The organism is Maritimibacter alkaliphilus HTCC2654, assembly GCF_000152805.1.
In the GTDB taxonomy this organism is placed as follows: Bacteria; Pseudomonadota; Alphaproteobacteria; order Rhodobacterales; family Rhodobacteraceae; genus Maritimibacter; species Maritimibacter alkaliphilus.
In genome coordinates this window covers 2,932,712-2,955,630 of record NZ_CH902578.1, presented here as the reverse complement: position 1 = coordinate 2,955,630, position 22,919 = coordinate 2,932,712, and the positions used below count along the sequence as shown (strand labels likewise).

Annotated in this window: 33 protein-coding genes; 22 read left to right on the top strand and 11 right to left on the bottom strand. The window is 63.9% G+C overall.

What is annotated here, in order from left to right; translation table 11 throughout:
* Positions 1-213, bottom strand: a complete 213-nt coding sequence (locus RB2654_RS15390) for a DUF6732 family protein (protein WP_008333528.1) — start codon at positions 211-213, stop codon at positions 1-3.
* Positions 214-484: 271 nt separating this feature from the next.
* On the opposite strand from RB2654_RS15390, the gene RB2654_RS15385 reads away from it, so the two are divergent.
* Both RB2654_RS15385 and RB2654_RS15380 read left to right on the top strand, forming a co-directional pair.
* Positions 485-1,486: a glutathione S-transferase family protein gene (locus tag RB2654_RS15385; RefSeq protein WP_008333527.1), complete on the top strand. Its 1,002-nt coding sequence runs from the start codon at positions 485-487 to the stop codon at positions 1,484-1,486.
* Between the two features lie 55 nt (positions 1,487-1,541).
* Positions 1,542-1,781 (top strand): hypothetical protein, encoded by a 240-nt coding sequence (locus tag RB2654_RS15380; RefSeq protein ID WP_008333526.1) that lies wholly within the window; start codon positions 1,542-1,544, stop codon positions 1,779-1,781.
* A 3-nt stretch (positions 1,782-1,784) separates the two neighbouring features.
* Here the strand turns inward: RB2654_RS15380 and rnhA are convergent, their stop codons facing one another.
* The 4 genes from rnhA to ispH are packed head-to-tail and all read right to left on the bottom strand — an operon-like array spanning position 1,785 to position 4,189.
* Positions 1,785-2,234 (bottom strand): ribonuclease HI, encoded by a 450-nt coding sequence (gene rnhA, locus RB2654_RS15375; RefSeq protein WP_008333524.1) that lies wholly within the window; start codon positions 2,232-2,234, stop codon positions 1,785-1,787.
* Entirely contained in the window at positions 2,227-2,814 is a 588-nt protein-coding gene (locus tag RB2654_RS15370) for a class I SAM-dependent DNA methyltransferase (RefSeq protein ID WP_008333522.1), read from the bottom strand. The genes rnhA and RB2654_RS15370 overlap by 8 nt, the downstream gene beginning before the upstream one ends.
* Complete coding sequence (locus tag RB2654_RS15365) at positions 2,811-3,242, bottom strand: DUF3429 domain-containing protein (RefSeq protein WP_008333521.1); 432 nt, start codon at positions 3,240-3,242, stop codon at positions 2,811-2,813. The genes RB2654_RS15370 and RB2654_RS15365 overlap by 4 nt, the downstream gene beginning before the upstream one ends.
* Positions 3,239-4,189, bottom strand: coding sequence for a 4-hydroxy-3-methylbut-2-enyl diphosphate reductase (gene ispH, locus RB2654_RS15360; RefSeq protein WP_040885068.1), 951 nt, complete (start codon positions 4,187-4,189; stop codon positions 3,239-3,241). The genes RB2654_RS15365 and ispH overlap by 4 nt, the downstream gene beginning before the upstream one ends.
* Positions 4,190-4,291: 102 nt before the next feature.
* Here ispH and RB2654_RS22485 point away from each other — a divergent pair, with 102 nt between their 5' ends.
* Positions 4,292-4,648 (top strand): DUF1801 domain-containing protein, encoded by a 357-nt coding sequence (locus tag RB2654_RS22485; protein ID WP_008333517.1) that lies wholly within the window; start codon positions 4,292-4,294, stop codon positions 4,646-4,648.
* Positions 4,649-4,677: 29 nt separating this feature from the next.
* Positions 4,678-5,001: a VOC family protein gene (locus RB2654_RS15350; protein ID WP_254655613.1), complete on the top strand. Its 324-nt coding sequence runs from the start codon at positions 4,678-4,680 to the stop codon at positions 4,999-5,001.
* Positions 5,002-5,058: 57 nt separating this feature from the next.
* Here RB2654_RS15350 and RB2654_RS15345 read toward each other — a convergent pair whose 3' ends face one another.
* On the bottom strand, positions 5,059-5,634 hold the full coding sequence (locus RB2654_RS15345) for a LabA-like NYN domain-containing protein (protein ID WP_008333513.1): 576 nt from the start codon (positions 5,632-5,634) through the stop codon (positions 5,059-5,061).
* Between the two features lie 100 nt (positions 5,635-5,734).
* On the opposite strand from RB2654_RS15345, the gene folK reads away from it, so the two are divergent.
* The 6 genes from folK to RB2654_RS15315 all read left to right on the top strand — a co-directional run bounded on the left by folK (position 5,735) and on the right by RB2654_RS15315 (position 10,810).
* On the top strand, positions 5,735-6,328 hold the full coding sequence (gene folK, locus RB2654_RS15340; protein ID WP_083783412.1) for a 2-amino-4-hydroxy-6-hydroxymethyldihydropteridine diphosphokinase: 594 nt from the start codon (positions 5,735-5,737) through the stop codon (positions 6,326-6,328).
* Positions 6,329-6,463: 135 nt separating this feature from the next.
* The gene (gene rpoZ / locus RB2654_RS15335; RefSeq protein WP_008333509.1) at positions 6,464-6,820 is read left to right on the top strand and encodes a DNA-directed RNA polymerase subunit omega; all 357 of its coding nucleotides are present in this window, start codon (positions 6,464-6,466) and stop codon (positions 6,818-6,820) included.
* An 18-nt stretch (positions 6,821-6,838) separates the two neighbouring features.
* On the top strand, positions 6,839-8,962 hold the full coding sequence (locus tag RB2654_RS15330; RefSeq protein ID WP_008333507.1) for a RelA/SpoT family protein: 2,124 nt from the start codon (positions 6,839-6,841) through the stop codon (positions 8,960-8,962).
* Positions 8,963-8,979: 17 nt separating this feature from the next.
* Positions 8,980-9,621, top strand: coding sequence for a DUF2062 domain-containing protein (locus RB2654_RS15325; RefSeq protein WP_008333505.1), 642 nt, complete (start codon positions 8,980-8,982; stop codon positions 9,619-9,621).
* The gene (locus RB2654_RS15320; protein WP_008333504.1) at positions 9,618-10,361 is read left to right on the top strand and encodes a pyridoxine 5'-phosphate synthase; all 744 of its coding nucleotides are present in this window, start codon (positions 9,618-9,620) and stop codon (positions 10,359-10,361) included. Before RB2654_RS15325 ends, RB2654_RS15320 begins: the two co-directional genes overlap by 4 nt.
* Positions 10,358-10,810 (top strand): hypothetical protein, encoded by a 453-nt coding sequence (locus RB2654_RS15315; RefSeq protein WP_008333503.1) that lies wholly within the window; start codon positions 10,358-10,360, stop codon positions 10,808-10,810. Before RB2654_RS15320 ends, RB2654_RS15315 begins: the two co-directional genes overlap by 4 nt.
* Positions 10,811-10,846: 36 nt before the next feature.
* On the opposite strand, the gene RB2654_RS15310 is transcribed toward RB2654_RS15315, so the two are convergent.
* Complete coding sequence (locus RB2654_RS15310; RefSeq protein WP_008333502.1) at positions 10,847-11,743, bottom strand: LysR substrate-binding domain-containing protein; 897 nt, start codon at positions 11,741-11,743, stop codon at positions 10,847-10,849.
* Positions 11,744-11,830: 87 nt separating this feature from the next.
* Between RB2654_RS15310 and RB2654_RS23420 the strand changes: the two genes are divergently transcribed.
* The 7 genes from RB2654_RS23420 to RB2654_RS15280 all read left to right on the top strand — a co-directional run bounded on the left by RB2654_RS23420 (position 11,831) and on the right by RB2654_RS15280 (position 15,835).
* Positions 11,831-11,989: a hypothetical protein gene (locus RB2654_RS23420; protein ID WP_008333501.1), complete on the top strand. Its 159-nt coding sequence runs from the start codon at positions 11,831-11,833 to the stop codon at positions 11,987-11,989.
* A gap of 39 nt (positions 11,990-12,028) precedes the next feature.
* Positions 12,029-12,421: an ABZJ_00895 family protein gene (locus RB2654_RS15305; RefSeq protein ID WP_008333500.1), complete on the top strand. Its 393-nt coding sequence runs from the start codon at positions 12,029-12,031 to the stop codon at positions 12,419-12,421.
* Between the two features lie 2 nt (positions 12,422-12,423).
* On the top strand, positions 12,424-12,825 hold the full coding sequence (acpS, locus tag RB2654_RS15300) for a holo-ACP synthase (RefSeq protein ID WP_008333499.1): 402 nt from the start codon (positions 12,424-12,426) through the stop codon (positions 12,823-12,825).
* 54 nt (positions 12,826-12,879) lie between these two features.
* Entirely contained in the window at positions 12,880-13,659 is a 780-nt protein-coding gene (gene lepB, locus RB2654_RS15295) for a signal peptidase I (protein ID WP_008333497.1), read from the top strand.
* Positions 13,656-14,336 (top strand): ribonuclease III, encoded by a 681-nt coding sequence (gene rnc, locus RB2654_RS15290; RefSeq protein WP_008333495.1) that lies wholly within the window; start codon positions 13,656-13,658, stop codon positions 14,334-14,336. The genes lepB and rnc overlap by 4 nt, the downstream gene beginning before the upstream one ends.
* A 154-nt stretch (positions 14,337-14,490) precedes the next feature.
* Positions 14,491-15,363, top strand: a complete 873-nt coding sequence (locus RB2654_RS15285; protein ID WP_008333493.1) for a DMT family transporter — start codon at positions 14,491-14,493, stop codon at positions 15,361-15,363.
* Positions 15,364-15,409: 46 nt separating this feature from the next.
* Positions 15,410-15,835: a group III truncated hemoglobin gene (locus RB2654_RS15280; protein WP_008333491.1), complete on the top strand. Its 426-nt coding sequence runs from the start codon at positions 15,410-15,412 to the stop codon at positions 15,833-15,835.
* On the opposite strand, the gene RB2654_RS15275 is transcribed toward RB2654_RS15280, so the two are convergent.
* Positions 15,832-16,125 (bottom strand): DUF6958 family protein, encoded by a 294-nt coding sequence (locus RB2654_RS15275; RefSeq protein ID WP_008333484.1) that lies wholly within the window; start codon positions 16,123-16,125, stop codon positions 15,832-15,834. The genes RB2654_RS15280 and RB2654_RS15275 overlap by 4 nt on opposite strands.
* Complete coding sequence (locus RB2654_RS15270) at positions 16,122-16,631, bottom strand: GFA family protein (protein WP_008333483.1); 510 nt, start codon at positions 16,629-16,631, stop codon at positions 16,122-16,124. The genes RB2654_RS15275 and RB2654_RS15270 overlap by 4 nt, the downstream gene beginning before the upstream one ends.
* 156 nt (positions 16,632-16,787) lie before the next feature.
* On the opposite strand from RB2654_RS15270, the gene era reads away from it, so the two are divergent.
* Both era and RB2654_RS15260 read left to right on the top strand, forming a co-directional pair.
* On the top strand, positions 16,788-17,696 hold the full coding sequence (gene era, locus RB2654_RS15265) for a GTPase Era (RefSeq protein ID WP_040885752.1): 909 nt from the start codon (positions 16,788-16,790) through the stop codon (positions 17,694-17,696).
* Positions 17,693-18,022, top strand: a complete 330-nt coding sequence (locus tag RB2654_RS15260; protein WP_008333481.1) for a DUF1491 family protein — start codon at positions 17,693-17,695, stop codon at positions 18,020-18,022. The genes era and RB2654_RS15260 overlap by 4 nt, the downstream gene beginning before the upstream one ends.
* 6 nt (positions 18,023-18,028) lie before the next feature.
* On the opposite strand, the gene RB2654_RS15255 is transcribed toward RB2654_RS15260, so the two are convergent.
* Both RB2654_RS15255 and RB2654_RS15250 read right to left on the bottom strand, forming a co-directional pair.
* Positions 18,029-18,445, bottom strand: a complete 417-nt coding sequence (locus RB2654_RS15255; RefSeq protein WP_040885064.1) for a hypothetical protein — start codon at positions 18,443-18,445, stop codon at positions 18,029-18,031.
* Positions 18,446-18,645: 200 nt separating this feature from the next.
* Positions 18,646-20,094: an aldehyde dehydrogenase family protein gene (locus tag RB2654_RS15250; RefSeq protein WP_008333475.1), complete on the bottom strand. Its 1,449-nt coding sequence runs from the start codon at positions 20,092-20,094 to the stop codon at positions 18,646-18,648.
* A 208-nt stretch (positions 20,095-20,302) separates the two neighbouring features.
* Here RB2654_RS15250 and RB2654_RS15245 point away from each other — a divergent pair, with 208 nt between their 5' ends.
* The 3 genes from RB2654_RS15245 (at position 20,303) to RB2654_RS15235 (ending at position 22,823) form a co-directional block, all read left to right on the top strand.
* Positions 20,303-20,956, top strand: coding sequence for a peroxiredoxin (locus RB2654_RS15245; RefSeq protein WP_008333473.1), 654 nt, complete (start codon positions 20,303-20,305; stop codon positions 20,954-20,956).
* Positions 20,957-21,189: 233 nt separating this feature from the next.
* Entirely contained in the window at positions 21,190-21,669 is a 480-nt protein-coding gene (locus tag RB2654_RS15240; RefSeq protein ID WP_008333471.1) for a GNAT family N-acetyltransferase, read from the top strand.
* A 47-nt stretch (positions 21,670-21,716) separates the two neighbouring features.
* Entirely contained in the window at positions 21,717-22,823 is a 1,107-nt protein-coding gene (locus tag RB2654_RS15235; protein WP_008333469.1) for a THUMP domain-containing class I SAM-dependent RNA methyltransferase, read from the top strand.
* Positions 22,824-22,919: the final 96 nt, after the last annotated feature.

The following is a 22,919-nucleotide window of genomic DNA, read 5'->3' as shown; positions in this document are numbered from 1 at the left end:
TCAGGACTCCTGCGGTTCGGCTTCGGCTTCGTCGACCTGGTCGGCCTCGTCGTCCTTCTTGCCACGCAGAGCGCCCCAGATCGCGACGCCGATCGCCACGCCGATCGCCACGCCCGCGACCCAGTGGTCATGACCTGCGGCATCGGCGAGGTGGCCGGGATGGGCTAGCGCCATGCCGGGCATGAGGGCGATAAAGGCTGCAAGACGTTTCATGGCACGGTCCTTTCCTGCGTCCGGGCACGAAGAGGCCATGCGTCATCCACCGACGACACCGCGCCCTGATCCCCGGTCTGGGTCGATCACTCGGCAGTCACCTCTCCGGCCCCTGATGGGGCATCGTCGCGAGAGTCTCTACAGGAAAGGCGACATACGCTCAATGTCCCGCGACATTGTGCGTATCCGCACGCAGGCTGCGCCAACTGAACTATTCCGCACAGTCGTTCGTTTACTTAGGTAAGATCAGACGCAAACGAGGAGACGCAAGATGGGTTATCTCGAAAACGGCGAATGGCACACGGGCTGGTATGACACCAAGAAACACGGCGGCAAATTCGTGCGCAGTGAGACCAAATTCCGGAATTGGGTGACCGCCGACGGTTCCCCCGGCCCCACCGGCGACGGCGGGTTCAAGGCCGAATCGGGCCGCTATCACCTCTACGTTTCCTTCGCCTGCCCTTGGGCGCACCGGACGCTCATATTCAGGACGCTGAAAGGTCTGGTCGATCATATCGACGTGTCGGTCGTGCATCCGGACATGCTGGAGGATGGCTGGACCTTTGACAGCGATTTCGTCGGCGCCACCGGCGACACGCTGATGGGCAAGAAATTTCTGCGCGAGGTCTATACCGAGGCCGACCCCAAGATTTCGGGCCGCGTGACCGTGCCGATCCTGTGGGACAAGAAGACCAACCAGATCGTGTCGAACGAGAGCGCCGAGATCATCCGCATGTTCAATTCGGCATTCAACGATCTGACCGGGGACACGCAGGATTTCTATCCCGACGACCTGCACGACGATATCGAGGCGGTGAACTCGCGCATCTACGACACGGTGAACAACGGCGTCTACAAGTCCGGCTTCGCCACGACGCAGGAGGCCTATGACGAAGCGGTCAAGGCGCTCTTCGCATCGCTCGACTGGATCGAGGACATCCTGTCCAAGCAGCGTTACCTGACTGGCGACCGCGTGACCGAGGCCGACTGGCGGCTTCTGCCGACGCTCCTGCGCTTCGATCAGGTCTATCACGGCCACTTTAAGTGCAACCGCAACAAGCTGGTCGAGTTCCCGAACCTCTGGGCCTACACCCGCGAGCTATATCAATGGCCCGGCGTGGCGAATACGGTGCATCCGGATCACTACATCCGGCACTACCACTTCAGCCACGAAACGGTGAACCCGCATCGCATCATTCCGGTCGGCCCCGTCATCGACTGGGACGCGCCGCATGGCCGCGACCGCGCCTTCGCCGTGCCGAAGTCGGCCTGACTGCTTTCAGATCGGAACCCTACAATTCACGCGGGCGTGACCCCATATAGAGGTCATGCCCGTTGTGCTTGTCATCATCGTCGGAGCGGCGGCCGGGTTCGTGGCGACACGGCTCATGAAGGTCGAGACCGACATTCTCACCACCATCGCCATCGGTGTGATCGGGGCGCTGATCGGCGGCCTGATCCTACGAATCATCGTGACCGTGGGCAGCGTGGCCTTCGGTTTTCTGGGCGCGGTCGCGGGCGCGGCGTTCCTGATCTGGTTTTGGGAAACCTACATCCGCAAACGGTAAGCCTTACTTGAACGGGGCCATGCCTTCGCGGGCCAGTTCATCCGCGCGCTCGTTTTCCTCGTGGCCCGCGTGACCCTTGATCCAGCGCCATTCCACGTCGTGACGCTTCGCAGCCTCGTCCAGCCGCTGCCAAAGCTCGACGTTCTTCACCGGCTTCTTGTTCGCGGTGCGCCAGCCGTTCCGCTTCCAGCCGTGAATCCATCCGGTGACACCGTTCTTCACGTAGGCGGAGTCGGTGACGATGGTGATCTTCGACGCCCGTTCGAGCGTTTCCAGCGCCATGATCGCCGCCATCAGTTCCATCCGGTTGTTCGTCGTCGCCGGCTCGCCGCCCGACAGGGTGCGCTCCTTGACGACGGTGCCGCCGTCCTTGGCTTGCATCAGGACCCCCCAGCCGCCCGGGCCGGGATTGCCGGAGCAGGCGCCATCCGTATGCGCGATCAGGTCAACCATGTGCGTGAATCCAAATCCACGGGCTTTCCTCGCCCGAAAGCCCTTTGCCGACGCCGCGAAACCGCGCGGCAGGTGTGAAGCCGGTCATCTTGAGGTGACGCACCAGATCGTCCTCGTCGTAATAGGTGTAGAAACGGCCAAGGCCATCGCGGCCCTCCCCTTCACCCAGTTTCATGCCGAGATGCAAGAGCCCGCCGGGCTTGATGGCCCGCTTCAGCGCCATGAGGTGTAACGGAAACGCGGCGCGGGGGGCATGGAGGAGCGAGAAGTTGGCCCAGATACCGTCATACAGGTCCTCGCCGTCGATCTCGTCGAACAGCGCCTGCCGCGCGGTCACGCCTGCGGCCTGCGCGACGCTGACCATCTGGGCGCTGGCATCCACCGCATCGGCGGTCAGGCCCGCGTCCATCATTCTGCGGGCGTCCAGCCCCGGCCCGCAGCCCAGGTCGAGCACATAGGCCGGGTGTGGCATAGCGGCGATGAACGTGTCGATCCCCGGCGTCTCCCACGCGCTGACCATGGTGGCATAGTCGGCGCTGCGGGCGTCATAGACGGCGATGGTCTCACGGTCCGCGCTCATGCGGCGAGATGGCCGATGACAAGACAGGGGACCACGACCGCAGTCGGTAGAACGCGCAGTCGCGTCCACCACACCGGGGCCAGACCGGCCCGCGTCGCGGCGATATCGATCGGCAGGATCAAAAGGAACCCGGCCGCGAGGGTGAGCAGGGCATAGTCGCCGAACGCGAAGAAGAACGCCCAGAGCGCCGGGATCACCGAAAGGACGTAAAGCAGGTTCGCCTGCCGCCCCGTGGCACGGGTCGCATAGCCCCAGATCACGCCGGACATGAACGACAGGATAATCATGCCATAGTCGGCAAGCACGGCGTATCCGACGAAGATTTCGTCCACCCACGCGACCGGCGCAAAACTCGTCACCGCGCCCCAGACGAACGGAATCAACCCGGCGAGGCCGAGGAGGAGGGGCGTGCGGGGAATGTCGTTCATGCAGGCTCGCGCAGCACGCGCGGCACTTTGAATTCGACGTTCTCGGTCGCGGTTTCGACCGTCTCGACCGTGACGTCGTAGCGGTCGCGGAAGGCCGCAATCACCTCGTCCACCAGTACTTCGGGGGCGCTGGCCCCGGCCGTCAGACCCACCGCACGCACCCCTTCGAGCGCGCGCCAGTCGATCTCGTCCGCGCGCCCCACCAGTTGCGCATAGTCGCACCCGCGCGAGCGCGCGACCTCGACCAGACGGCGGGAGTTTGAGCTGTTGGGCGCACCGATCACCAGTAGCGCGTCGGCCTTGGGCGCGATGGCCTTCACGGCCTCCTGCCGGTTGGTCGTGGCGTAACAGATGTCTTCCTTGTGCGGGCCGATGATGGCCGGGAACCGGGCCTTGAGGGCCGCGACGATGCCCGCCGTGTCATCGACCGACAGGGTGGTCTGCGTGATGAACGCCAAACGCTCGGGATCGCGCGGTTCGAGCGTGGCCACATCGGCCTCGGTCTCGACCAGCAACACCTCGCCCTCGGGCAGTTGGCCCATCGTGCCGATGGTTTCGGGATGGCCCGCGTGCCCGATCATGACCATCTGAAGCCCGTTGGCATGGTGCCGCTCGGCCTCGATATGCACCTTGGACACCAGCGGGCAGGTCGCGTCGACATAGATCATTTCGCGCCGGTTCGCCTCGGCCGGCACGGCCTTGGCCACGCCATGCGCCGAGAAGATCACGGGACGGTCGGTCGGACATTCATCCAGTTCCTCGACGAAGACCGCGCCCTTTTCGCGCAGGCTGTCGACCACGAATTTGTTGTGAACGATCTCGTGCCGGACATAGATCGGCGCGCCCCACTTCTCGATCGCCATTTCGACGATCTTGATCGCGCGGTCGACGCCCGCGCAGAACCCGCGCGGCGCAGCAAGGATGAGGGTCAGGGATGGCTTGGTCATGTCGGCTCCTTCGCCCACACCTAATGACCGCCGCGCGCCGCGTCCAGACTTGGGAGAGCAAGGAATCATGCTACCCTTCCTGCGGCGAAACCGGAGGATGGCATGGCGCAAGAGGTCGACGACTGGATGGCAACCTATGACAATCCGATGAAGGAGACGGTGCAGGCCATGCGCGAGGTGATCCTCGCCGCCGATCCACGCATTTCCGAATGCATCAAATGGTCCGCGCCGACGTTCACCTACAAGGGCAATATGGCGTCGTTCTTCCCAAAGTCGAAAAAGCACGCCTCGCTGATGTTCCACACCGGCGCGGCCATTCCCGGCGATTTCCCGTCGCTCGAAGGCGACGGCAAGGAAGCGCGCACCCTGAAAGTGGCGAGCCTTGAGGATCTGGCCGCCAAGCGTGACGAGGTCGAGGCGATCACGCGCGCTTGGTGCGACAGCCGCGACGGGGCGTGACCTTGCACGCGGCGGTCCCGACACTTCCGGTGCGAGACGTCGCAGAGGCGCAGGCACAGTACCGCGACACGCTTGGCTTCGACATCGCTTGGCACAATATCGAGGGGCGCATCGGTGCCGTCCGGCGTGGCGACTGCGTGTTGTTCCTGCGCGAAACGGATGGCCCCATCACGCCCTTAGAGCTTTGGGTGTTCTGCGACGATGTGGACGGGACCGAAGCCGACCTGACCGCGCTTGGGGCGGACATCTCGGACCCGATATCGGACAAGCCGTGGGGTCTCAGGTCTTTCACGGTGCGCGATCCGTCCGGGCACCTGATCCACTTCCACCACGACCTTTGGACCGCCGCATGAAAAACGCCCGGTCGCATGGGCGGCCGGGCGTCGTCGTAATCTCAACGGTGCGGTTGCTTAGGCGTCCGCGTCTTCTTCGTTGTAGGTCCGCTCCGGGCGATCATCGCGCGGCGGGCGACCGATCACTTCCTTCAGCTCGTCGAGCTCGATGAAGTTGTCGGCCTGACGGCGCAGTTCGTCCGCGATCATCGGCGGCTGGCTGCGGATCGTCGAAACGACCGAGACGCGCACACCTTTACGTTGCAGACCTTCGACCAGCGGACGGAAGTCGCCATCGCCGGAGAACAGCACGATGTGGTCGACATGCGGCGCGATCTCCATGGCATCGACGGTGAGTTCGATGTCCATGTTGCCCTTCACTTTACGGCGGCCCATCGAGTCGGTGAATTCCTTCGCCGGCTTGGTGACCATGGTGAAGCCGTTGTAGTGCAGCCAGTCCACGAGGGGCCGGATCGGCGAATAGTCGTCGTTTTCCAGAAGCGCCGTGTAGTAGAACGCGCGAAGAAGTTTGCCGCGGCGCATGAATTCCTGGCGCAGCAGCTTGTAGTCGATGTCGAAGCCGAGCGACTTGGCAGCCGCATACAGATTCGAACCATCAATGAACAGCGCGAGCCGTTCGTCCTTGTAGAACATAATCCATCCTTCCGAATTCTGTTCGCCGTCAGTGCCGTGAGTGGTAAGTGCGAAAAAATTGGGCGGCGGCGAATCCGCGTCAAGATAGGGATAAAGCGCGATGACGCAACCATATGGTGAAAGTTTACGTCTAGGTAAAGCACTGATCTCCCTTGGCAGTAACGCAACGTCACCGGCAGGTGGCCCGGTGGAAACCATTCAAGCTGCCATTTCCTCGCTCGACGACGGGCCGTTCGAAATCCTCGCCCGCAGCCGTCTTTACGTCTCTCCTTTCGTCCCCAAAGGGGCCGAGCCCGATGTCGTCAACGCCGTGGTCGAGGTTTCTACGCCCCTGGACCCGGCGATGATCCTTGCCCGTCTTCACAAGATCGAGACGTCCTTTGACAGAATACGCCGTGAGCGGTGGACAAACCGAACGCTCGACCTTGATCTTCTCACCTTGGACCAAATGATCCTGCCTGACCAGCCCACGCTTCGTGAATGGGTCAACCTCCCGTTCGACAAGCAAAAATCCGCGACACCCGAAGAGCTCATCCTGCCCCATCCGCGGTTGCAGGACAGGGCCTTCGTTCTCGTCCCCGCCGCCGACATCGCACCGGACTGGCGGCATCCGCTGCTGGATCGCACGATCCGCGAAATGCTGGACGCGCTGCCCGACGACCTAGTGTCCCCGGTTCGTCCTCTTGATCCTTGACCCGACCGGGCGCCGCGCAAAGACGTTTCGCCGGAGCCTTTGTTTCAGGGCAGAAACCTGCCGATTGTGCTTGTGCTCAGGCCCTTTCGCGCCTAAATAGCCCCTTCACATCCGCGAATTGAATGGAGTCCTTCTATGGCCCGCGTGACGGTTGAAGATTGCGTTGACAAAGTCCCGAACCGGTTCGACCTGGTGATGCTTGCCGCCCATCGGGCGCGCGAGATTTCGTCCGGCGGTGCCCTCACCGTGGATCGCGACAACGACAAGAACCCGGTCGTGGCCCTGCGCGAGATCGCGGAAGAGACCCAGACGGCGGACGAGCTGACCGAACGGATGATCGAGTCGAACCAGACCCAGATCGAAGTGGACGAGCCCGAGGACGACCAGATGGCGCTTCTCATGGGTCAGGAAACGCCGGACAAGCCGGACGACGACGACATGACGGACGAAAAACTTCTTCGTGCGCTCATGGAGGCCCAGGGCCAAGGCTGACCCTGAGACCGCACCTGCATGACCGAGCTGAATCCTGAAGAGCTTGTCGCGCAGGTCCGCGCCTATAACCCGAAAAGCAATTCGGACCTCATTCGCGCCGCCTTCGATTACGGGCGGCGCATGCATGAGGGGCAGTACCGCCATTCGGGCGAGCCGTATTTCACGCATCCGATCGCCGTCGCGCATATCCTCGCCGAGCAGCAACTCGACGATGCGACCATCATCACCGCGCTGCTTCACGACACCATCGAAGACACCGGATCGACCTATTCCGAGGTTTCGGAGCGGTTCGGACCCGACGTGGCCGAACTCGTCGATGGCGTCACCAAGCTGACCAATCTCCAGCTGTCCTCGACCGAGACAAAGCAGGCCGAGAACTTCCGCAAGCTGTTCATGGCGATGTCCAAGGATCTGCGGGTGATTCTCGTCAAACTCGCCGACCGGCTGCACAACATGCGCACGATCCGCGCCATGCGGATCGAAAAGCAGGTGCAGAAGTCGCGCGAAACGATGGATATCTTCGCGCCGCTCGCGGGCCGGATGGGTATGCAGTGGATGCGCGAGGAGTTGGAAGACCTCGCCTTTCACGTCCTGAACCCGGATGCCCGCGCGTCGATCATCCGGCGCTTCGTCCACCTGCAAAAGGAATCGGGCGACGTCATCAACAAGATCACCAAGGACATCCGCAAGGAACTCGACCGTGTCGGGATCGAGGCCGAAGTCTTTGGCCGCGCCAAGAAACCCTATTCGATTTGGCGCAAGATGCAGGAAAAGGATCAGTCCTTCTCGCGTCTGTCCGACACCTACGGCTTCCGCGTCATCACCGACAGCGAGGCGGATTGCTACGCCGTGCTGGGCGCGATGCACCAACGCTGGCGCGCCGTGCCGGGGCGGTTCAAGGATTACATCAGCCAGCCGAAATCCAACGGCTACCGCTCGATCCATACCACGGTGTCGGGGCGTGACGGAAAACGGGTCGAAATCCAGATCCGCACCCGGCAGATGCACGACGTGGCCGAAGCGGGCGTCGCGGCGCACTGGTCCTACAAGGACGGTGTGCGAGCCGAAAACCCGTTCGCCGTCGACCCCGCCAAGTGGATCGCCTCGCTGACCGAGCGGTTCGAGAACGCCGAGGATCACGACGAGTTTCTCGAGAACGTCAAACTCGAGATGTATCAGGACCAGGTGTTCTGCTTCACGCCCAAGGGCGAGGTCGTGAAACTGCCGCGCGGGGCGACGCCGTTGGATTTCGCCTATGCGATCCACACACGGATCGGGGATAGCTGCGTCGGTGCCCGCGTCGACAACATCCGCGTGCCGCTCTGGACCCGGATCAAGAACGGCCAATCGGTCGAAATCATCACCGCCGAAGGGCAGTCGCCACAGGCCACATGGCTCGACATCGTCGTGACGGGGCGCGCCAAGTCCGCCATCCGCCGGCGGTTGCGCGAAGAGGACCGCGAAAGGTTCATCCGGCTCGGGCGCGAACTGGCCCGCGTCGCTTTCGACCATGTCGGGCGCAAGGCCACGGACAAGGCGCTGGCGACGGCGGCGAAGCAACTCAGCCTCGGCGGGCCGGAAGACCTGTTGGCCCGCCTCGGCTCCGCCGACCTCGCCGCGCGCGACGTGGTCGCGATCTTGTATCCGAACGCGGTCGACACGGGGAGCGAGATCGACGCGGCCCGCGCCGTCATCGGTCTGGAACCGGATCAGAGCTTTCAGATCGCGCAATGCTGTCAGCCGGTGCCGGGCGAACGGATCGTCGGCATCACCTATCGCGGCAAGAGCATGATGGTCCATTCGATCGACTGCCGCGCGCTTGAGGCGCTCGACGGCGACAGTTCGCGTTGGGTGGACGTCCATTGGCATTCCGGCCAGCACCCGGCGATCCATACGGTCACACTCAATGTCGTGATCGCGAACGGTCCGGGCGTTTTGGGACGAATCTGCACATTGATCGGCGAGCAGAAGGCCAATATCTCAAACATGACCTTCGTCGACCGGAAACCGGACTACTATCGGCTTCTGATCGACGTGGATCTGAGGGACATCGAACACCTTCATGCTGTTATGCTGGTGCTCGAGGCAGAAACGGACGTGGCGGAAATCCGAAGGCATCGGGACCTGAGCCGCGCACCATAGGGAAAGGGGGCCGAGCCATGTTCAAGCGCAAGCCGCGCTCCTACATGCGCGCGTTCACCGAGTTCTTCTACCCCCGTGGCGGTTGGTATCGCGCCACCCGCTACGTCATCTACCGCCTGCGTCGCCTGCCGGACCCCGCCGACCGGATCGCGCGCGGGATCGCGGCGGGTGTCTTCGTCAGCTTTTCGCCGCTCTTCGGTCTGCATTTCGTGACGGCGGCGCTGATCGCATGGGTGGTGCGCGGAAACCTTCTGGCCGCGGTGCTGGCCACTTTCGTCGGCAATCCGATCACCTTTCCCTTTATCGCGAGTATCAGCCTGCGGCTCGGCAACCGGTTCCTCGGACTGCCGTCACGGGACACGAACCTGACATACATCGTCGACGCCTTCGCCCGTGCGAGCCATGACATCTGGCACAACATAACCGCGATCTTCACCCACGAGACCGCGGAATGGGCCGGCCTCGCCCTGTTTCTGGACCGGGTGTTTCTGCCCTATCTGGTCGGAGGCATCCTTCCGGGGCTTGGTGCGGCGATGATCGCCTTCGGCTTGTCCCGCCCCATCATCACGGCGTATCAAAAGCGGCGCGTGAAACAGTTGCGCAAACGGTATGAAAAACGCATGGCCGAGCGGACCCATGCGAAGGAAGGCGAGACATGAGCGGTAAACTTCGCCTCGGTGTGAACATCGACCACGTGGCCACGGTGCGCAACGCGCGCGGTTCGGCCTATCCCGATCCGGTGCGGGCTGCGAAGCTGGCCGAAGCGGCGGGCGCCGACGGCATCACCGCGCATTTGCGTGAGGATCGTCGTCACATCGGGGACGGCGACATCGAGCGGCTTGCCGCGGAACTGACCGTGCCGCTCAACTTCGAGATGGCCGCGACGGACGAGATGCAGGCCATCGCGCTGCGCCACAAGCCGCACGCGGTCTGCATCGTGCCGGAAAAGCGCGAGGAGCGGACCACAGAAGGCGGGCTGGAGGTGGCGAAGGACGAAAACCGCCTTGCCCATTTCATCGCGCCGCTGGCCGACGCGGGCTGCCGCGTGTCGATCTTCATCGCCGCGGACCGCGCCCAGATCGAGGCCGCGCACCGGATCGGGGCCGCTGTGGTCGAGCTGCACACGGGCGCCTATTGCGATTTCCACTACGAGGGCAAATTCAGCGAACGCGACGCCGAACTCGAACGCCTGCGCGACATGGCGGCCTTCGCGCATTCCCTCGGGCTCGAGGTGCACGCGGGCCACGGGCTGACCTATGAAACCGTGGGTCCGGTCGCGGCTTTCCCGGAAGTGCGGGAACTCAACATCGGGCATTTCCTGATCGGAGAGGCGATCTTCCTCGGCCTCGAAGCCAGCATCGCCGAAATGCGGCGGCTGATGGACGAGGCACGGGCATGATCCGCGCGCTCGCCGCTTTGGCGGTCCTCGCCGCGCCCGCCGCAGCACAGGATGTCATCGCGTGCGATTGGCAGGCCTCGGCCTGGAACCTGGCCGAGCCGTGGGAGGATAACAGCCGGACCTTTTCGAACGGGTCTGTGCGCATTGCCAAGCTGGACGTGGGCGAACCGGCCTTCGGCGGTTTCTTCTTGTTGGTCCTTTCGCCGCCCTACGGCGAACTTGGCGAACGGCAATGTCGCGTCCTGACTTTTCCCGCCACGAGCGGGTTCGCGGGGATAGATTTCGACCGCCTCGAAGCGGCTTACGACCCTTCCGTCGGCCTGATGTTCACGGTCCCGGTCCGGGTGTTCGCCATGACGAACGCGGTCGAGCCTGTCGGGGCGATGCTGAAGTTCTCGCTCAATCAGGCGACCGGGGCGATTTCCCCCCGGCTGGAGCTGGGCGACTGACGGCCCGAAGGTGAACGACGATTTTGGCCATCCGGCCTACGCAAGCTCGATCCCGTCCGCTGCCAGCTCTTCCTTCATCCAGCGCACGAAATACCGATGCGCGGCGCCCGGGCTGCGGTCACGCGCCGATACGAGCCAGTAGGATCGGCCCGTTTCCTGTAGCCGTGGGAACGGCGCGACCACCCGGCCGTCGGCCATGGCCTTCAGGTCCAGCGTCTCCCACGCCAGAAAGACCCCTGCCCCACCCATCGCGGCGTCGAAGCACAGGCTTCCGTCCGAAAACTCCGGCCCCGGTCCGAGAATGCTTTCATCCAGCCCTTCGGGTTCCAGCCAGACCGACCATGGCAGGGTCGAGTTCGTGTCGCGAATGATCGGAACATGCGCGAGATCGGCGGGCGACTTGAGCCGCTCTGCCATCTCCGGCGCACAGACCGGCATGGCGCGATGCGAGAACAGGCGTTCGGCCCTGAGATCGGGATAAGGCCCCGTGCCGACCCTGAGACACAGGTCAACGTCAGAGGTATTCGGATCGACCAGTCCCTCGACGCTGTCGATGCGCACCCGGATTTCAGGATGCCGCGCGGAGAAGCGCGGCAAACGCCAGATCAGCCAACGTGCCGCGAAGATCGGCGCGACCGACACGACGAGTGTCGTGCCATGATCGCGCGTCGCCTCGCCCACGGCGGCGGCAAGCTGACCGAAGCCGGTGGTCAGCAGGCCGGCCATAGCCCTGCCCTGCGCGGTCGGCAGCATGCCGGAACGCCCCCGCAGGAACAGGGTTACGCCCAGCGCGTCTTCGGCCTTGGCCACCCGCTGACTCACCGCCCCGACAGAAACCCGAAGCTCTTCGGCGGCCTGCACGAGTGTGCCCAAGCGCAATACGGCTTCGACGGCCCGCAGACCCGAGAGGTGGACGCGATCCAGTTCCTTCATTCAGTTTTTCTAAAACATGGATCAGCGAAACTCCATATTTTTATGCGCCGGATACAGGCACACTCTTTTCAAACGAAAGGACACACCATGACCCGCATTCTTCCCCGCATCCTGCGCACCCTGCCGCTCAGAACCGCACAGACGGCCGACCCGCATGACCACCCGGACCTGTCCGGGTTGACCCCCGGCCAGCTTGCCGACCTTCCCCGCCCCTCCCGCATTGCCTTGACGACGCCCGCGCAATAGGGTCTGCCGCGCAGACGCGAGCGGGAAGGGCACGGCGACATGACCATCAACATCGGGCGCTACACCGGCCTGTTCACGGTGTTCACCGTCGCCATCTTTTTCCTGCCAGTACTGCTCGGAATGCCCAGCGCGACCGGGTTCGCCATCGCCCTGCCGCCCCTGATCGCGGCCGTCGTCGAAGGGAACGCCTTCGCCAAGACGAACGGAGCACGCCCCGCAGGGCGCACCGCAATGGAAGGTAGCCTGTGCATGACCGCGTTTTCGTTCGGCGTGAGCCTGCTGTTGTTCGGCCTTGGAAACGTCGCGACGGGCGGCCAATTGTTCGCGGAATTGGGGGGCGCACCGCGCGTGGCGCTCGGCGCAGTGGCCCTTGTCGTCATCCAGTTCGCCTTCAACCGGCTTGGCCTGCGCCTTGCCCCGCAGTCCGCCTGACCATGATTCTGGGTATCGGCACCGATCTTGCGAATATCGACCGGATCGCCGGCGTGCTCGAACGGCACGGCGACCGCTTCCGCGACCGGGTATTCACCGAAACCGAGCAGTTCAAAGCCGCGCGCCGCAAGGACGAGGCCGGGACTTACGCGAAACGCTGGGCCGCGAAAGAGGCTTGTTCCAAGGCACTCGGCACCGGCCTGCGCATGGGCATCAGCTGGAAAGACATGGCGGTCTCGAACCTGCGCACCGGACAGCCCGTCATGCATCTGACAGGATGGGCCGCCGAACGCCTGCGCGACATGACGCCCGAGGGGCACGAAGCGATCGTTCATGTCACGCTGACCGACGACCACCCATGGGCGCAGGCCTTTGTCCTGATCGAAGCCCGGCCGATTGCTTGACAGGCTCGGCGCACCCGCCCATGTAGCGACAGAACCAAGCGGAGGCAGGGGCAGATGGCGAAAGAGAAAAAAGACGGGATCATGGAAACCGTCAAAACTGTTTTCTGGGCGCTTCTGATCGCGGGCATCTTTCGTTCAGTGTTCTTCCAGCCGTTCTGGATTCCAACCGGCTCGATGAAGGACACGCTGCTGATCGGCGACTTCCTGTTCGTCAACAAGATGGCCTACGGCTATTCCCAGTATTCGTGTCCCTTCGCCATGTGTCCGATCTCGGGCCGCATCCTCGGGTCCGAACCGGAACGGGGCGATGTGGTCGTGTTCCGCCACCCCACGCTCAACACCGATTACGTGAAACGTCTGATCGGCAAGCCGGGCGACAAGATTCAGGTGCAGGACGGCGTGCTTTCGATCAACGGCGAAGAGGCGACGCAGGTCCCGGACGGCACCTTTGTCGAGACCTATCGTTCGCAGGGCCGCTTCGGCACCTTCCCGCTGTGTTCCAACGGCCCGGTCGGTCAGGGCGGCGAATGTATCAAAGAGAAATACGTCGAAACGCTACCCAACGGCGTGTCCCACTCGATCCTGAACGTGGGCGACGGACGGCTCGATTCGACCAACGTGTTCACGGTGCCCGAAGGCCACTATTTCTTCATGGGCGACAACCGCGACAACTCGACCGACAGCCGGGTGAGCCAGCGTGCCAACGGTGTGGGCTTCGTGTCGGAAGAATACCTGCTGGGTCGCGTGGACCGCGTGATCTTCTCGGCCTCGGGCAAGCGCCTGCTTTATTTCTGGACATGGCGCGGCGACCGGTTCTTCAAGAAGATCGAATGAAACTGTCGGCGGATCTGAAGGGCTTTGCCAACCGGATCGGGCACGACTTCAAGCGCCCCGAACTTCTGATCCGGGCGCTCACACACGGCTCGATCTCGTCGGATACGCGGCCCGACAATCAACGTCTGGAGTTTCTGGGCGACCGGGTGCTCGGCCTCGTCATGGCCGAAGCCATGCTCGCCGCCGACAAGGAGGCGAGCGAGGGCCAGCTTGCCCCAAGGTTCAACGCGCTCGTGCGCAAGGAAGCCTGCGCCGACGTCGCGCGACAGGTCGAACTGGGGGCCGTCCTGAAACTCGGGCGGTCCGAGCAGATGTCGGGGGGCCGCCGCAAACAGGCCCTGCTGGGCGACGCGATGGAAGCGGTGATCGCTGCGGTCTACCTCGATGCGGGTTTCGAAGCCGCGCGCGAGATGATCGTGCGGCTCTGGGGCGACCGCATCGGCGCGGTCGAAGAGGACGCGCGCGACGCCAAGACCGCGCTTCAGGAATGGGCGCAGGCGCGCAAGATGCAGCCCCCGACCTATGTCGAGATCGCACGCGACGGGCCCGACCACGCGCCGGAATTCACGATCGAGGCACAACTCGAAAACGGTGAAGCCGCCCGCGCAAAAGCCAATTCCAAACGGGCGGCCGAACAGGATGCCGCGCGGGCGCTTCTGGAACGGCTCGGCGCATAACCGCGGGCCGGTTCACGCATTTCTCTGTGTTGAAAGCCAGCTGGCGCGCTCGAAGCCGGCAGGTCTGGTATCGGTCTCGGGCTTTCGCTAGGTGGAAGGCAGGAACAGCGGAGAGCATGATCTTGATCCCGACCTTTCACATGGTGGCGCAGGCATGAGCCCGAATGCACGTGGTGCGCTGTTCATGGTCCTGTCCATGTGTGCCTTCGCGGGCGAGGACGCCTTTCTGAAGTTCGCCTTTCAGGACGTGCCGCGCGGCATGGCCTTTACCTTCTTCGGCCTCATCGCCATGACGATCTGCGCGATCCTGTCACTGCGCGCAGGCGAGGCGGTCTTTCCGAAGAGTTTCCTGTCACGCGGGCTCCTTATCCGGTCGGGCATCGAACTGATCGGGCGGTTGTTCTACACGCTGTCCATCGCCTTCGTGTCGCTTTCGCTGACCTCCGTGATCCTTCAGGCCACACCGCTTGTCGTGACGCTCGGCGCGGCACTCCTGTTCGCCGAAAAGGTGGGGCCGCGCCGCTGGATTGCGATGCTGATCGGGTTCGCGGGCGTCATCCTGATTCTGCGCCCGACACCCGAGATGTTCGATCCTCTGGTCATCTTTCCGGTGATCGGGATGCTGGGCTTCGCGGGTCGCGACCTCGCCACCCGTGCCAGTCCGCCCCATGTTTCGGGCCGTCAATTGGGCACGCTCGGATTCATCGTGGTGACCGTCGCGGGCCTTGTCATATGGGCCTTCGATCCGCGCCTGCCTCAGGGGGCGAGCGCCGCCGCGTGGGGGGCCATCGTCGTGGCCGCCCTGTTCGGGACCGTGGCCTATAACGCGCTGACCACCGCGATGCGGTCGGGCGAAATCGGCGTCGTCGCGCCCTTCCGCTATTCCCGTCTTCTGGTCGCGCTGGTGATCGCCTATCTGGCCTTCGGCGAACGTCCCGACGCCATCACCCTTCTGGGCGGTGCGCTGATCGTGGCCACGGGGCTGTATACCCTGCTCAGGACCGGACGCCGCGCACAGGCCGTGTGACATCGCGCCCCATGACGCCCGTGAGAAACGGGTTCATAACGTCGGCATGAACACTGAGACCGCACAAGACATGACCGCTGAGGACATCGACCTCCTCATGGCTGCGTTTTACGCCCGCGTGCGCCGGCATGACGTCCTCGGTCCGATTTTCGCGCGGGCGATTGCACCGGACGACGGGCCGGTCTGGCGGGCGCATGAGGCGAAGATCGCCGGGTTCTGGCGCGCGGCGTTCCAGATCGACCACAGCTTTCGCGGCAGCCCGATGCAAGCGCATGTCACGAATGGCGAGGTGCGGCCGGAGCACTTTCCGATGTGGCTCGAGACGTTCCATGCCGCGGCCCGCGACGTGCTGACACCCGAAAAGGCCGAGCGGTTTTCGGCGCTGGCGGATCGGATCGGACAGGGGCTCCGCTGGGGGCTCGAAGGTGTTCTGGACCGGCAAAACGACCCCGGCCCGCCCAAATTGCGTTAGACCTTGTAAAGCCGCACGGGCGGTTTTTCCGCGCGCTTGATCTCGCCCTTGAACTCGAGGTCGAGCTGCACGCATTTCAGCCACCAGCCGGATTTCGCGCCGCCGGGGAAAAGGGTCTGGTCCAGATGCGGTTTCAGCGCATCCTGTGCCTCGGCGACTTTTAATCCGGGCGCCTCGGATGGCAGCACTTTCAGCAAGGCCTGCTTCATGTCCTCGTACTTTGTCCGATCCACCCGCGTGATGTGATCCGGTGAATTGATATTGCGGACTTCGATCTTGTCCTCGCTCATCCCGTGGCCTCCCTCGCCCAGTCGATCTTCGGTGTGCGGAACCCCATCGCGACCCACGCGCCCATGAGTTTCAACATGAACCCCGGCGTATGTCGCTTGGGGTTCGGCACATCGTTCGGCAGAACGATACCCTCCGGCAGGTCTTTCGTCATGGTTCGGCAATCGAGTGCGCCGCGGTCCTGCGCGGGCAGCCGCGCGGCATAGACACTAAGCCAATGGCCCTTCTCGAATTCCAGATACATCGGCGCGCCGCAACAGGTCGCGACGACCCGGCGCGTCGCGCTTTCAGGCGTCAACCGTCGGGCTTCGAGCGCGCCATCGCCAGACGCAAGTCGCACGCGATCCTTGCGCACCATGACGTAAGGCGTGGTGTAATGCTCGGTCAGCACGCCGCCAAAGGCCTGCCCCGCAGTCTGGCATGAGGTGCAGCCGCATTCCGCGACCATGATCGGCTTGCCGGTGATCTCGATCCGCACCCGTCCACAGGTGCAGGTGGCGTCGGGCATGAGGTCCTCCTGATTCCTAATCCCCACCATACCGATTTAGCTGCAATTTGCAGGCCCGTGTTCCCGCGCCATGCGAACGCGGCCCGGCGCACGCCCGCGCGCCTTGCCGCTCACGCCCCCTAGCGCGAGGCAAAGAAAGGGGCTATGGCCCCTGCCATGACCACACGTGCCGGATTTGTCGCCCTTATCGGCGAGCCCAACGCGGGCAAATCGACCCTGACGAACCACCTCGTCGGGGCGAAGGTGTCCATCGTGACCCACAAGGTCCAGACCACGCGCGCGCGCATTCGCGGTGTCGCGCTGGAGGGGGATAGCCAGATCGTGCTCGTCGACACGCCTGGCCTCTTCAAACCGCGCAGGCGGCTGGACCGTGCGATGGTCGCCGCCGCATGGGGCGGGGCTGCCGATGCAGAAGTCATCGTCCTGCTGATCGAGGCGCATCGCGGTGTCACCAAGGGGGTCGAGACGATCCTCGACCATCTGCCCGAGGTGGCGCGCAATCGCCCCGTCGCGCTTGCGATCAACAAGATCGACAAGGTGTCGTCCGATGTCCTGCTCGGCCTGACGCAGGACATGAACGAGCGGTTTCCCTTCGTCGAAACCTTCATGATCTCGGCTGAAAAGGGATATGGCGTCGCGGACCTCAAGACCTGGCTCGCCGGCATGATGCCCGAAAGCCCGTGGCTCTACCCCGAGGACCAGATCGCGGATCTGCCGATGCGGATGATCGCCGCCGAGATGACGCGCGAGAAGCTGACGCTTCGCCTGCATCAGGAACTGCCCTATCAGCTCACCGTCGAAACCGAGCATTGGGAAGAACGCCCGGATGGCTCGGCCCGCGTCGATCAGATCGTCTACGTCGCCCGTGACGGGCACAAAGGCATCGTTCTCGGCAAGAAGGGCGAGACCATCAAGGCGGTCAGTCAGGCGGCACGCGCGGAACTTGAGGAATTCCTCGGCCGAAAGATTCACCTGTTCCTTCAGGTAAAAGTGCGCCCGAACTGGCTGGAAGAATCCGAACGCTATTCGGAAATGGGTCTGGACTTCAAAGACGGGAACGCATGAGCCGCCTTGCGACCGGCATCTGGGTTTCGGCATACCTCGCCCGGCTTCAGGCCGAAGGCATCTCCACATATGTCGTCGCCAAGGGCGATGCGACCGCCGGGGCCGTGCTGGTCAAGCTCGCCACGATGGACGGTCAGGCGCAGGCGTTTCAACGCAGCGTCGACCTGATGACGGGCGAGCGCAAATGGATGGTTCTGGCCGAAGGCGACGAACGCGCCGTGGACGAGTCGATCGGCAAGCAGCGGTCGTTCGACCCGGACCTGTGGGTGATCGAGGTCGAGGATGCCCGCGGGCGTCACATGCTGGACGAACTGGGGTTGGACTGACGAGGATCAGGCGGCGTTCGCCAGGCGGGCGAAATCGGTGTCCGAACAGCCGACGAGCGCAAGCGCCTCATGCTCCTCACGGGCGATATGGATGCGGATTTTGCTGGCGCGTTCGAGCACCTGATCGAGCAGTCGCGCCACGACGAACGGCTTTTCCGAGTTGACGAGTATCACACTGCGCACCGGCTGGTCGAACTGTCGCAGATTCCGCATGACCTTCATCACACCGCTGACGATTTCCGGGAACGAGGCCTCGACGCCGTTCAACTGCCGCGCATCCGTCAGCATGGCGAAATGGGGATCGAAGTCCGGCATCCTGATGTAGTCGAGGAACGCCTGCTTGCCGACCTGCGGGTTCAGAACACCGCTGAAATGGAACACCGCAATGCGGCGATCCGGGTGAATTCTGATCGAGTAACTCAACGCGCGGCTCCCTGGCTGCGTTGGATGACTGTTCGTTAATTGTATTAAAGATATAGGAGCGGTCTTTTCGGGGAGCAACGCCCGGGCCTGATCCTGACCATTCGCCTCGTCGCAAAGCCGCGCATGGACGCAAAACGCTGCATTTTTGATCGGCGGGGCCCAACCGAATGGCTGGACCCTGCCCTTCTTTCACTCCGGCGTCACTCGGCGGCGTCGACGGCCCAGCCGCCGATCGCCTTGACCTCGGTGAAATCCTCGATACCCCAGACGCCACCTTCGCGACCGTTGCCCGACTGCTTCATGCCGCCGAACGGCGCACCGGCCCCGCGCGGCTGCCCGTTCATTTCGACCATGCCGGACCGAAGTTTGAGCGCGACGCGGTTCGCCTTGGCCCCGTCCTGCGTCTGGACGTAGTTGGTCAGGCCATAGACCGTATCGTTCGCGATGTTCACGGCCTCCTCTTCGGTATCGAAGGGGATCATGGTCAGGACCGGGCCGAAGATTTCCTCACGCGCGATGGTCATGTCGTTGGTCACGTCGGCAAACACCGTCGGCTTGACGAAGAACCCGCGGTTCATGCCGTCGGGGCGACCCAAGCCGCCAGCGACGAGCCGGGCGCCTTCGTCGATCCCGGTCTGGATCAGACCCTGAATCTTGTTCCACTGCGCTTCGTTCACGACCGGGCCGATATGGCGGCCTTCCTCATGCGCGTCGCCCACCGCGACCTTGTCCGCCGCAGCTGCCGCCGTTTCGACCGCCTGATCGTAGATTTCGCGCTGGACCAGCATCCGCGAGGGCGCGTTACAGCTTTGCCCGGTGTTGTTCATCATGTGCATGACACCGCGTTTCACCGCCTTCTCGTCCGCGTCGGCGAAAACGATGTTCGCGCCTTTGCCGCCGAGTTCCAGATGCACCTTTTTGAGCGACTTGGCGGCGTTCTGCGAGATCGCGATGCCTGCGCGCGTCGACCCGGTGAAGCTGACCATATCCACGTCCGGGTGGCCGGTAAGCGCGTCGCCGGTGACAGCGCCGTCGCCGTTCACGAGGTTGAAGACGCCCTTTGGGAACCCGGCGTCATGCATGCATTCGGCAAAGATCATCGCGTCCAGCGGGCTTTCTTCGGACGGTTTCAGAACCATCGTGCAGCCCGCGATGGCCGCTGCGATCACCTTGAGGCTGATCTGGTTCATCGGCCAGTTCCACGGCGTGATGAGGGCGCAGACCCCGACCGCCTCATGCACGATCATCGTATCCGGCGCGTGATCGCCAAGCGGCTTGATCCAATCGAATGACTTGGCCGCTTTCACGAACGCCTTCGTATGGGCATAGCCCGCGCCCCACTGGGAACTGCGCGCCAGATCGAGCGGCGCACCCATTTCCATCGTGATGGCCTGCGCGACGTCTTCGGCCCGCGCCTTGTAGATTTCGAGGAACTTCTCGACGAGAGCGATGCGCTCTTCCACCGGAGTCATCATCCAGTCGGGGAAGGCCGCCTTGGCGGCGGCGACCGCCTTGTCGACATCTGCCGCGCTCGCGAGCGAAATGACCGCGCAGGCCTCTTCCTTAGAGGGGTCGATCACTTCGTGGTCGCGTGCTTCGGCCGGAGCGACCCATTCGCCGTTGATATAGAATTCGCGTTTCTCAAGCATGGAAACCTCCCATATTGCGCTTTGCGCGCACTCTGTCACCGGGGCGCAGGGGGCACAAGCCGGGGCCGTTCTGCCGCTACGTCATGGGGCCGGAACAGCACCCCATGAAACCGCTCGATTCAAGTCGGACATTCTGCCACAACCCCCTTCAAGCGAAACACGATCAGATTACGTTTGAGACAAGAGACGATTGGAAAAGGAGAGTTCCATGGGACTTCGCATCAACGATACCATCCCCGACATCACCGTGCCCACCGATCAGGGCGACATCAACCTTCATGAATGGGTCGATGGCAGCTATGCCATCCTGTTCTCGCACCCCAAGGATTTCACGCCCGTCTGCACCACCGAGTTCGGTGCGGTCGCCCAGCTTGCCGATGAGTGGGAAAAGCGCGGCGTGAAAGTTCTGGGTATCTCGGTCGACGGTGTCGAGGACCACAAGAAATGGAAGGGCGACATCGAAAGCTTCGCGGGCGCCAAGGCGGGCTTCCCGATCGTGGCGGACGAGGATCTGACGATGGCCAAAGCCTTCGACATGCTGCCCGCCGACGCCTATCTGCCGGATGGCCGCACGCCCGCCGACAGCGCCACCGTGCGCTCGGTCTTCATCGTCGGGCCGGACAAGAAGCTGCGCCTGACCATGACCTATCCGATGTCGGTGGGCCGCAACTTCGCCGAGGTTCTGCGGGCGCTCGACGCTGTGATGAAGACGGACGGTGCGCCGCTGGCGACCCCGGCCAACTGGACCCCGGGTCAGGACGTGATCGTGGCGCTGTCGGTGTCGGATGACGACGCCAAAGCCAAATACGGCGATGTGGATATCAAGCTGCCCTACCTGCGCACGATCAAGGATCCCGCGTAAGCGCCGGGATGACGGCAGGAAGAGCCCCGGCCAGAGTGCCGGGGCTTTTTCATTGCGCCGTAGGCTGCGCCCCCGTCGCGACGGGGCCTCGCTTCGCTCGGTGGGGCATTGACCCACCGGGCAGGCCCTGATGGATGGTGCGGAGGGGGCTTGCTGCCCCCGCGCCCTGCGGGCGCCCCCCGAAAGTATTTGGGAAACGAAGAAGCGCAGGACCGATCCGAGAGGAGTCCGGAGTGGACATCGCATTTCGCAGACTGAGCGACATTCCGTTGGACGACATCACCGCTCATATGTCCGATCCGCGCGTGGCGGCGCACATGCCGCTTCTGTCCGGCGACTGGAGCGACCGGCAATCGGCCGAACTCGTTGCCGCAAAGGAAGAGACTTGGCGGCGCGACGGGCTTGGTCACTGGGCCTTCGTGGTGGACGGGGTCTATGCAGGCTGGGGCGGGTTCCAGAGAGAGGGCGAGGAATGGGATTTCGGCCTCGTCCTGCGCCCGGACCGCTTCGGATTGGGCCCCCGAATCGCGCGCGCCTGTCTGAACGCGGCCGCCCGCCACCCACGCATCCCTTTCGTGACCTTCCTGTTGCCGCCGAGCCGGAACCACATCGCCGCGCTGGCGCGTCTGGGGGCGCGGGAAGTGGACGGCGTCGAATACGGCGGTGCGGCATTTCGCAAGTTCCGGCTCGACACGCCGGAAACACGCGCCTGACGGTGCGCCGTATTCCCCTTGGCGGCGCGATGCCGTAATCCCATCCCATGACCGAACTGGATTTCTTCGCCGTCTGCCCGCCCGGGCTGGAGCCGCAGCTTGCAGCGGAATGCGCCGCCCTCGGCTTCAAGCGCGGCAAGCCGGAACCGGGGGGCGTGACCCTCAGGGGCGACTGGTCAGAAGTCTGGCGCGCCAATCTGGAGCTTCGCGGGGCGACCCGGATACTCGTCCGGCTCGGGAGTTTTCCGGCGTTCCATCTGGCCCAGCTCGACAAGCGGTCACGGAAGTTTCCGTGGCGCGATACGCTGGAACCGCATGTGCCGGTGAAGGTCGAGGTTGCGACCAACCGGAAGTCCAAGATCTATCACGCGGGCGCCGCTGCGGAACGGGTCGAAAAAGCCGTCTCCGCCGCGATGGATGCGCCGATAAGCCCGGAGGCCGAGGTCGCGATCAAGGTTCGGATCGATCGCGATCTGGTGACCATCAGCGTCGACACCTCGGGCGAGAGCCTGCACAAGCGCGGACACAAGGTCACGACCGGCAAGGCCCCGATCCGTGAGACGCTCGCCGCGCTCCTCTTGCGGGCCTGCGGATATGACGGACGCCACACCGTCGTCGACCCGATGTGCGGCTCCGGCACGTTCCTTCTGGAGGCCGCCGAGATCGCAGCGGATCTGCAACCCGGACGGGACCGCGCCTTCGCGTTTCAGAGCCTCGCTACGTTCGACCCGGACGGGTTCGCGACGCTCGTGCGGGCAGGCTCGGGTCCGACGCCGATGCAGCGCTTCTACGGCTACGACCGGGATCAGGGCGCCATCGACGGCGCGCGCAGGAACGCCGAAGCGGCCGGGGTCGACCAGATCTGCACCTTCGGCTGCCAGCCGCTATCGGAGCTGACGCCACCCGAGGGTGAGCCCGGACTGGTCATCGTGAACCCGCCTTACGGCACCCGCATCGGGAACAAGGGGCAACTCTACGCGCTCTACGGGACGCTCGGCCGGGTGCTCGCCGAACGGTTCCGGGGCTGGCGGGTCGGTATCGTCACCTCCGATCAGGCGCTGGCCCACGCCACCGGGTTCGACCTGACTTCGGGCCCGGTCATCGACAACGGCGGGATCAAGGTCAAACTCTATCAGGCCGACCTGTCCCGCTGATACGCGTGGCCCGTGGGGACCATGCCGGCCTGCGCGGCGACAGGGGTTGCGGCATACTGACCGACATCGCAATCTCGCCCCCGAAAAAGAGGGAGA

Coding starts and splice junctions, on each gene's coding strand:
- ispH (WP_040885068.1), bottom strand. CDS start 4,189: ATGACCAAGCCATCCCTGACCCTCATCCTTGCTGCGCCGCGCGGGTTC.
- RB2654_RS15320 (WP_008333504.1), top strand. CDS start 9,618: ATGAGCGGTAAACTTCGCCTCGGTGTGAACATCGACCACGTGGCCACG.
- rnhA (WP_008333524.1), bottom strand. CDS start 2,234: ATGGTTGACCTGATCGCGCATACGGATGGCGCCTGCTCCGGCAATCCC.
- RB2654_RS15280 (WP_008333491.1), top strand. CDS start 15,410: ATGAACACTGAGACCGCACAAGACATGACCGCTGAGGACATCGACCTC.
- RB2654_RS15275 (WP_008333484.1), bottom strand. CDS start 16,125: ATGAGCGAGGACAAGATCGAAGTCCGCAATATCAATTCACCGGATCAC.
- RB2654_RS15235 (WP_008333469.1), top strand. CDS start 21,717: ATGACCGAACTGGATTTCTTCGCCGTCTGCCCGCCCGGGCTGGAGCCG.
- lepB (WP_008333497.1), top strand. CDS start 12,880: ATGGCGAAAGAGAAAAAAGACGGGATCATGGAAACCGTCAAAACTGTT.
- era (WP_040885752.1), top strand. CDS start 16,788: ATGACCACACGTGCCGGATTTGTCGCCCTTATCGGCGAGCCCAACGCG.
- RB2654_RS15250 (WP_008333475.1), bottom strand. CDS start 20,094: ATGCTTGAGAAACGCGAATTCTATATCAACGGCGAATGGGTCGCTCCG.
- RB2654_RS15370 (WP_008333522.1), bottom strand. CDS start 2,814: ATGAGCGCGGACCGTGAGACCATCGCCGTCTATGACGCCCGCAGCGCC.
- RB2654_RS15330 (WP_008333507.1), top strand. CDS start 6,839: ATGACCGAGCTGAATCCTGAAGAGCTTGTCGCGCAGGTCCGCGCCTAT.
- RB2654_RS15390 (WP_008333528.1), bottom strand. CDS start 213: ATGAAACGTCTTGCAGCCTTTATCGCCCTCATGCCCGGCATGGCGCTA.
- RB2654_RS15245 (WP_008333473.1), top strand. CDS start 20,303: ATGGGACTTCGCATCAACGATACCATCCCCGACATCACCGTGCCCACC.
- RB2654_RS23420 (WP_008333501.1), top strand. CDS start 11,831: ATGACCCGCATTCTTCCCCGCATCCTGCGCACCCTGCCGCTCAGAACC.
- RB2654_RS15260 (WP_008333481.1), top strand. CDS start 17,693: ATGAGCCGCCTTGCGACCGGCATCTGGGTTTCGGCATACCTCGCCCGG.
- rnc (WP_008333495.1), top strand. CDS start 13,656: ATGAAACTGTCGGCGGATCTGAAGGGCTTTGCCAACCGGATCGGGCAC.
- RB2654_RS15285 (WP_008333493.1), top strand. CDS start 14,491: ATGAGCCCGAATGCACGTGGTGCGCTGTTCATGGTCCTGTCCATGTGT.
- RB2654_RS15310 (WP_008333502.1), bottom strand. CDS start 11,743: ATGAAGGAACTGGATCGCGTCCACCTCTCGGGTCTGCGGGCCGTCGAA.
- RB2654_RS15305 (WP_008333500.1), top strand. CDS start 12,029: ATGACCATCAACATCGGGCGCTACACCGGCCTGTTCACGGTGTTCACC.
- folK (WP_083783412.1), top strand. CDS start 5,735: ATGACGCAACCATATGGTGAAAGTTTACGTCTAGGTAAAGCACTGATC.
- RB2654_RS15315 (WP_008333503.1), top strand. CDS start 10,358: ATGATCCGCGCGCTCGCCGCTTTGGCGGTCCTCGCCGCGCCCGCCGCA.
- RB2654_RS15345 (WP_008333513.1), bottom strand. CDS start 5,634: ATGTTCTACAAGGACGAACGGCTCGCGCTGTTCATTGATGGTTCGAAT.
- RB2654_RS15365 (WP_008333521.1), bottom strand. CDS start 3,242: ATGAACGACATTCCCCGCACGCCCCTCCTCCTCGGCCTCGCCGGGTTG.
- RB2654_RS15325 (WP_008333505.1), top strand. CDS start 8,980: ATGTTCAAGCGCAAGCCGCGCTCCTACATGCGCGCGTTCACCGAGTTC.
- RB2654_RS22485 (WP_008333517.1), top strand. CDS start 4,292: ATGGCGCAAGAGGTCGACGACTGGATGGCAACCTATGACAATCCGATG.
- RB2654_RS15380 (WP_008333526.1), top strand. CDS start 1,542: ATGCCCGTTGTGCTTGTCATCATCGTCGGAGCGGCGGCCGGGTTCGTG.
- acpS (WP_008333499.1), top strand. CDS start 12,424: ATGATTCTGGGTATCGGCACCGATCTTGCGAATATCGACCGGATCGCC.
- RB2654_RS15270 (WP_008333483.1), bottom strand. CDS start 16,631: ATGCCCGACGCCACCTGCACCTGTGGACGGGTGCGGATCGAGATCACC.
- RB2654_RS15385 (WP_008333527.1), top strand. CDS start 485: ATGGGTTATCTCGAAAACGGCGAATGGCACACGGGCTGGTATGACACC.
- rpoZ (WP_008333509.1), top strand. CDS start 6,464: ATGGCCCGCGTGACGGTTGAAGATTGCGTTGACAAAGTCCCGAACCGG.